General features: G+C 66.3%; 6 protein-coding genes. 5 read left to right on the plus strand and 1 reads right to left on the minus strand.

From position 1 onward, the window contains the following. Positions 1 to 594: NUDIX hydrolase (locus N7367_RS19030; protein ID WP_279943012.1), on the minus strand; the 594-nt coding region annotated here is incomplete at its 3' end. A gap of 131 nt (positions 595 to 725) precedes the next feature. Between N7367_RS19030 and N7367_RS19035 the strand changes: the two genes are divergently transcribed. The 5 genes from N7367_RS19035 to mtnC all read left to right on the plus strand — a co-directional run bounded on the left by N7367_RS19035 (position 726) and on the right by mtnC (position 6,263). Beyond that, the gene (locus N7367_RS19035) at positions 726 to 2,201 is read left to right on the plus strand and encodes an amino acid permease (protein WP_053519499.1); all 1,476 of its coding nucleotides are present in this window, start codon (positions 726 to 728) and stop codon (positions 2,199 to 2,201) included. A 91-nt stretch (positions 2,202 to 2,292) separates the two neighbouring features. Then, positions 2,293 to 3,720 (plus strand): amino acid permease, encoded by a 1,428-nt coding sequence (locus tag N7367_RS19040; protein WP_279943013.1) that lies wholly within the window; start codon positions 2,293 to 2,295, stop codon positions 3,718 to 3,720. Positions 3,721 to 4,286: 566 nt separating this feature from the next. Then, positions 4,287 to 4,928, plus strand: coding sequence for a methylthioribulose 1-phosphate dehydratase (locus N7367_RS19045; protein ID WP_053516701.1), 642 nt, complete (start codon positions 4,287 to 4,289; stop codon positions 4,926 to 4,928). 78 nt (positions 4,929 to 5,006) lie between these two features. After that, positions 5,007 to 5,564, plus strand: coding sequence for an acireductone dioxygenase (locus N7367_RS19050; RefSeq protein ID WP_053516703.1), 558 nt, complete (start codon positions 5,007 to 5,009; stop codon positions 5,562 to 5,564). Positions 5,565 to 5,567: 3 nt separating this feature from the next. Next, positions 5,568 to 6,263, plus strand: coding sequence for an acireductone synthase (gene mtnC, locus N7367_RS19055; RefSeq protein ID WP_279943014.1), 696 nt, complete (start codon positions 5,568 to 5,570; stop codon positions 6,261 to 6,263). Positions 6,264 to 6,272: the final 9 nt, after the last annotated feature.

Genomic DNA, 6,272 nt, shown 5'->3' on the forward strand with positions numbered 1-6,272 from the left:
CGCCATGCGCTGCATCGATTCGTCCGATTCCGGATCGGCCGCGACTTCGGTCACCGGCCGCCAGGCCAGGTCCAGCGATTCCTCGCTGAGCACGAAGTCCTCGCCCCCCAGCGCCCGGATCACGAAGCGCACGTCGTAGTGCCAATGCCCCGGCACGTCCCCGCGTTCGGGGATCCAATGCTTGTCCAGGTCGAAGATCGCCGGATCGTCCAGCACCAGCCCGGACAGCCCCGACTCCTCCTCTGCCTCCTTCAGCGCCACCCGGGCCAGGTCGCGGTCGCCGTCGGCGTGGCCGCCCAGCTGCAGCCAGCGCTGCAGCTTGCGGTGGTGGGTCAGCAGCAGGCGCTGGCCATCGGCGCTGACCAGCCAGCAGCTGGCGGTGAAGTGGCCGGCCAACCGCTCGCGCCGGAACGGATCTTCCGGATCGTCCAGCAATGTGCCGAATTCGGCAGCCAGGGCGTCGTGGGCGGGCTCGAGGCGCGCATGGTCCCGCAGCAGACTGCGCAGGCGATCATCAAGCGCGGCAAGGGTTTCGGCGGTGTGGCTCATGAATGGGGGTGGTTCGGAAAAATACTGTTCATTATCGCCGCTCATTGTTGCGATTGCGCTTGTGCGTTGGCTTCAGCTTTGGCTAAGGTACAGCGGGCCGTTCGCGCGGCCTTCACCATTCAGGGCTGCCGGCAACGTATCGACGGCCCCCAAACCGATCATTAGGGAAGTACTGCATGCTGAAAGCTCTGTTGAGGGTCAAGCCGGTGCAACCGGCCGGGCACGTCGATGCCGGCGAACCCATCGAAGGCAGCCTGGACGGCGAAGCCACGCTGAAACGGACCCTCACGGCGAAACACCTGATCCTGCTTGGCGTAGGGGCGGTGATCGGTGCAGGCATCTTCGTACTGACCGGTCAGGCCGCGGCCAACCACGCCGGCCCGGCAGTGATGCTGTCGTTCGTCTTCGCCGGCATCGCATGTGCACTCGCCGGCCTGTGCTACGCCGAGTTCGCCGCGATGATGCCGGTATCGGGCAGCGCCTACTCCTACTCCTACGCCACGCTCGGCGAGGGCATGGCCTGGTTCATCGGCTGGTGTCTGGTACTGGAGTACCTGTTCGCCTCGGCCTCGGTCGCGGTGGGCTGGTCGGCCTACCTGATCAGTTTCATCACCACCACGCTGCACATGCCGTTCCCTGACGCACTCAGTGCGGCACCGATCGCATGGACCGGCAGCGAGTTCATCTCTTCCGGCAAGCTGTTCAACCTGCCGGCGGTCCTGATCGTCGCTGCGGTCTCGGGCCTGCTGTATGTCGGCGTGACCCAGTCGGCCTTCGTCAACGCCATCATCGTGGCCATCAAGGTCACCGTGATCTGCCTGTTCATCGGCTTCGGCGCCGCCCACATCGATCCGGCCAACTGGCAGCCCTTCATTCCGGAAAACACCGGCGTATCCGGCGAGTTCGGCTGGAGCGGCGTGTTCCGTGCCGCCACCATCGTGTTCTTCGCCTATATCGGCTTCGACGCGGTTTCCACCGCAGCCGGCGAAACCAAGGACCCGCAGCGCAACATGCCGATCGGCCTGCTCGGGTCGCTGGCCGTGTGCACCCTCGTCTACATCATCGTCTGCGCCGTGCTGACCGGCATGATGCCGTATCACCTGCTGGGCACCGACAAGCCCGTGGCCACCGCGCTGGAGCCCTATGCCAGCCTGTCCTGGCTGAAGACCGCAGTCGAGATCGGCGCCATCGCCGGCCTGTCCTCGGTGGTGCTGGTGATGATGATGGGCCAGACCCGCATCGCCTACACGATCTCCCGCGACGGCCTGCTGCCGAAGTTCTTCGGCAAGGTCCATGCCCGCTTCCGCACCCCGTACTGGGCCACGATCGTGGTCGGTGTGATCGCTGCGGCACTGGCCGGCCTGATGCCGCTGAACGTGCTGGGCGAACTGGTCTCGATGGGTACCCTGCTGGCGTTCGCGACCGTATGCATCGGCGTGCTGGTTCTGCGCTACACCCGTCCGGAGCTGCATCGTCCGTTCCGCGTCCCGGTGGTGTGGATCATCTGCCCGCTGGGCGCGGCGGCCTGCCTGTTCCTGTTCTGGCAGGCCTTCGTGGTGCACTGGCATCTGTTCGTCGGCTGGACCGTGCTGGGCCTGCTGATCTACTTCGGCTACGGCATGCGCAACAGCAAGCTGGCCAAGTCCGCCTGAACCTGCGGGCCGGCCCTGCGCCGGCCCGTCTGCTCCTGCCAGTGTTTCCGCCCGCGCACCCACCCGGCGCGCATCGACAAGATCCCCACACATGTTCAAGCAACTCTGGGCCACCAAGCACCCGCATGCCGCCCATGAAGACGCCAATGGCCTGAGCCTGCGCCGCCACCTCGGACCCTGGGGGTTGACCGCCCTGGGCATCGGCGCAGTGATCGGCGGCGGCATCTTCGTCATCACCGGGCAGGCCGCAGCCAACCATGCCGGCCCGGCCATCATGCTGTCCTTCGTGCTGGCCGCCATCTGCTGCGCGTTCTGCGCCATGGCCTACGCCGAGTTCGCCTCGATGGTGCCGGTCTCGGGCAGCGCCTATACCTATACCTATGCCACCTTCGGCGAGCTCTCGGCCTGGTTCATCGGCTGGATGCTGGTGCTGGAGTACGGCGTGTCCGCCTCGGCAGTGGCGGTCAGCTGGACCGGCTACTTCCTGAGCCTGCTCAGTCACTTCGACATCCACCTGCCGGCCGCGCTGGTGAGCGCACCGCTGGACGGGCAGCTGCGCCCGACCGGCGCGGTCGCCAACCTGCCGGCGGCCATCCTGGTGCTGCTGCTGACCTGGCTGTGCTACGTGGGAATCAGCAAGTCCTCGGCCATGAACATGGCCATGGTGGTGCTCAAGACCGGCCTGATCGTGCTGGTGATCGTGGTTGGCTGGAAGTACGTCGATCCGGCCAACTGGACCCCGTTCATTCCGGAGAACCAGGGGCCCGGCAAGTACGGCATGGAGGGCGTGCTGCGCGGCGCTGCCATGGTGTTCTTCGCCTATATCGGTTTCGAGGCGGTCTCGGTGGCGGCACAGGAGTCACACCGTCCGCAGCGCGACATGCCGATCGGCATGATGCTCTCGCTGGTGGTCTGCACGGTGCTGTACATCGCCATGGCGGCCGTCATGACCGGCCTGGTGCCGTACACCCTGCTCGGCACCGATGAGCCGGTGGTCACCGCCGTCGCGGCGCATCCCCAGCTGGGCTGGCTGCGGGTGGTGGTGGAAATCGGGGCACTGGTCGGCCTTTCTTCGGTCGTACTGGTGATGGTGATCGCGCAGCCGCGCATCTTCATGATCATGGGTCGCGATGGCCTGCTGCCGCCCGTGTTCACCCGGATCCATCCGAAGTACCGCACTCCGCATATCAATACGGTCATCACCGGAATCGGCATCGCCCTGCTGGCTGCGCTGTTCCCGCTGGACGTGCTCGGCGAACTGACCTCGATGGGCACGCTGATCGCCTTCGCGGCGGTGTGTGCGGGCGTGCTGATCCTGCGCCGCACCCAACCGGACCTGCCGCGCCCGTTCCGCATGCCGATGGCGTGGCTGATCTGCAGCCTGGGCGTGCTCAGCTGCCTGGCGCTGCTGTCGGCGATGACGATGCACAACTGGATGCTGATGGGCGTGTGGACGTTCTTCGGGTTCGTGATCTATTTCTGCTACGGCTTCCGGCACAGCCGCCTGCGGGTGAAGTAAGGGGTTCTGCATTGCAGGGCCTGCGGCCCTGCACCCGCCGTTGAAGCCGGAGCAACGGCAACGGCAACAGCAACAGCGGGGCCGAGGGTTTGGCGGGACGGGTTGGGTTCGCGGGGGACGCCGTGAATCCATCCCTGGAGGCTTGGCCGCGGCATCCATGCCGCGGACACCCCCGCGAACCCAACCCGCCCCACCTCCGACAGTCTCCTGGCGCGTCTGGTTGGTCCACGTCTTGCGTGGATGAATTCGTCCAGGGAATGAATTTTCGTAGGTCGATGAATCCTCTGTAGAGCGGAGCCATGCTCCGCTCCGAGCAAGCGCAGCGAAGCGACCCGCTTTTCGCTTTTCCTTCTTCACTCCGTGGCTGACGCGCACGGAACCTGTCCGTGGCCGGGCGGGTGGGTTGTGCAGGGGTGTCCGCGGCAGGGATGCCGCGGCCAAGCCCCCAAGAATGGGTTTACGGCGTCCCCTGCACAGCCCACCCGCCCGGCCAAAGCAAGAAATCCCGCCCGGCGAGACAGCCACGAGGGGCTCAGCCGTTGGCCGAATCCAGTAAAATCGCCCGCATGAACGCCGCCCCCCTCCCCTACGACACCGCGCGCCTGAGCGAGCTCGCCCAGCTGCTGATCGACAACGTCCGCGAACTGGCCCAGGCCGGCTGGACCCCGGCCACCAGCAGCAACTTCTCCCATCGGCTCGACGACCGCCATGCGGCAATCACCGTCTCCGGCAAGGACAAGGGGCGGCTGATCGAGGACGACATCATGGTCGTGGACTTCGATGGCCAGGCCGTCGGCCGTCCCCTGCGCCCGTCCGCCGAGACGCTGCTGCACACGCAGCTGTACCGGCGTTTCCCGGAAGTCGGCTGCGTCCTGCACACGCATTCGCCGGTGCAGACCGTCGCCTCGCGCCTGTATGCACCGCAGGGGCACATCCGCCTGGAAGGCTATGAGCTGCTGAAAGCCTTTGCCGGCAACAGCACGCACGAGATGGCCATCGACGTTCCGGTGTTCGCCAACACCCAGGACATGAACGTGCTGTCGGCCCAGGTCGAGGATCTGCTGGACCGCCAGACGCTGTGGGGCTACCTGATCGATGGCCACGGCCTGTACGCCTGGGGCCGCGACATGGCCGAAGCGCGCCGCCACCTTGAGGCATTCGAGTTCCTGCTGCACTGCGAACTGGAACTGCGCAGGCTGCGTGGCTGAGCAGATTCCAAACCGCAATCTGCGCCCGCCCGCCACCCTGCTACCCTGTCCTCCCCCCGAGACGTTCAAGCTGCCGCCATGAGCCGACTGCGCATCTACGACGACACCCGCCCCGAATCCCCGCTGCTGGACAGCCAGGACGGCGCCATCATCGCTGCCGAGCTGCAGAAGATCGGCGTGACCTTCGAGCGCTGGCAGGCCACCGCACCGGTCGCGCCGGGCGCCAGCCAGGACGAGGTGTTCGCCGCTTACCGCGCCGACATCGATCGCCTGGTCGCCGAACGCGGCTTCAAGAGCGTGGATGTGGCGTCGATCGCGCCGGACAATCCCAACCGCGCCGAGCTGCGCAGGAAGTTCCTCGACGAGCACTTCCACAAGGAAGACGAAGTGCGCTTCTTCGTTGCCGGCTCGGGGCTGTTCACCCTGCACGTGGGTGACAAGGTCTACGAGATCGAATGCGTGAAGGACGACCTGATCGCCGTGCCCGACGGCACCACGCACTGGTTCGACATGGGCGAGGAGCCGAGTTTCGTGGCCATCCGCTTCTTCACCGAGCCGGATGGCTGGGTCGGCCACTTCACCGGCACCGACATCGCGCAGAAATTCCCCCGTTACGTTCCGACCCAGGCATCCTGATCCATGCAGCCCCGCGTCATCCTGACCGACATCGAAGGCACCACCAGCAGCATCTCGTTCGTCAAGAACGTGCTGTTCCCCTATGCGCGCCAGGCGCTGCCCGGCTTCGTGGCCGAGCATGGCCAGCGACCGGACGTGCGCCGCTGGCTGGACACGGTGGCCAGCGAAATCGGCGGCGCCTGCCAGGACAGCGTGGTCGCCGAGACCCTGCAGGGCTGGATCGACCAGGACCGCAAGCACACGGCGCTGAAGGCGCTGCAGGGCCTGATCTGGGACGCCGGCTATCGCCGTGGCGACTACACCGCGCACTTCTATCCGGAAGTGGCGCCGGTGCTGAAGGGATGGCATGCCTCGGGCCTGCCGCTGTACGTCTACTCCTCCGGTTCGGTGCCGGCGCAGAAGCTGTTTTTCGGTTTCAGCGACGCGGGCGATCTCAGCCCGCTGGTGTCAGGCTGGTTCGACACCGAGATCGGCGGCAAGCGTGAGGCCGACAGTTACCGCCGCATCGTCCAGTCCATCGGCGTGCCGGCAGGCGAGATCCTGTTCCTGTCCGACGTGGTGGAAGAGCTTGATGCCGCGCGCGAGGCGGGTCTGCAGACCCGCCTGCTGGACCGTCTGGACGACTACCCGATGCCGCGCGTCGGCGACGCCGCCCACGGTCACCAGCGGGTCGAGAACTTCCAGCAGATCCAGCTGTAACACGATCCC

This window comes from Stenotrophomonas sp. GD04145, assembly GCF_029835135.1.
GTDB classification, from domain to species: domain Bacteria; phylum Pseudomonadota; class Gammaproteobacteria; order Xanthomonadales; family Xanthomonadaceae; genus Stenotrophomonas; species Stenotrophomonas maltophilia_P.

Bases quoted from the DNA above. Each gene is read 5' to 3' on its own strand.
- N7367_RS19035 (WP_053519499.1), top strand. From the start codon at position 726: ATGCTGAAAGCTCTGTTGAGGGTCAAGCCGGTGCAACCGGCCGGGCAC.
- N7367_RS19045 (WP_053516701.1), top strand. From the start codon at position 4,287: ATGAACGCCGCCCCCCTCCCCTACGACACCGCGCGCCTGAGCGAGCTC.
- mtnC (WP_279943014.1), top strand. From the start codon at position 5,568: ATGCAGCCCCGCGTCATCCTGACCGACATCGAAGGCACCACCAGCAGC.
- N7367_RS19050 (WP_053516703.1), top strand. From the start codon at position 5,007: ATGAGCCGACTGCGCATCTACGACGACACCCGCCCCGAATCCCCGCTG.
- N7367_RS19040 (WP_279943013.1), top strand. From the start codon at position 2,293: ATGTTCAAGCAACTCTGGGCCACCAAGCACCCGCATGCCGCCCATGAA.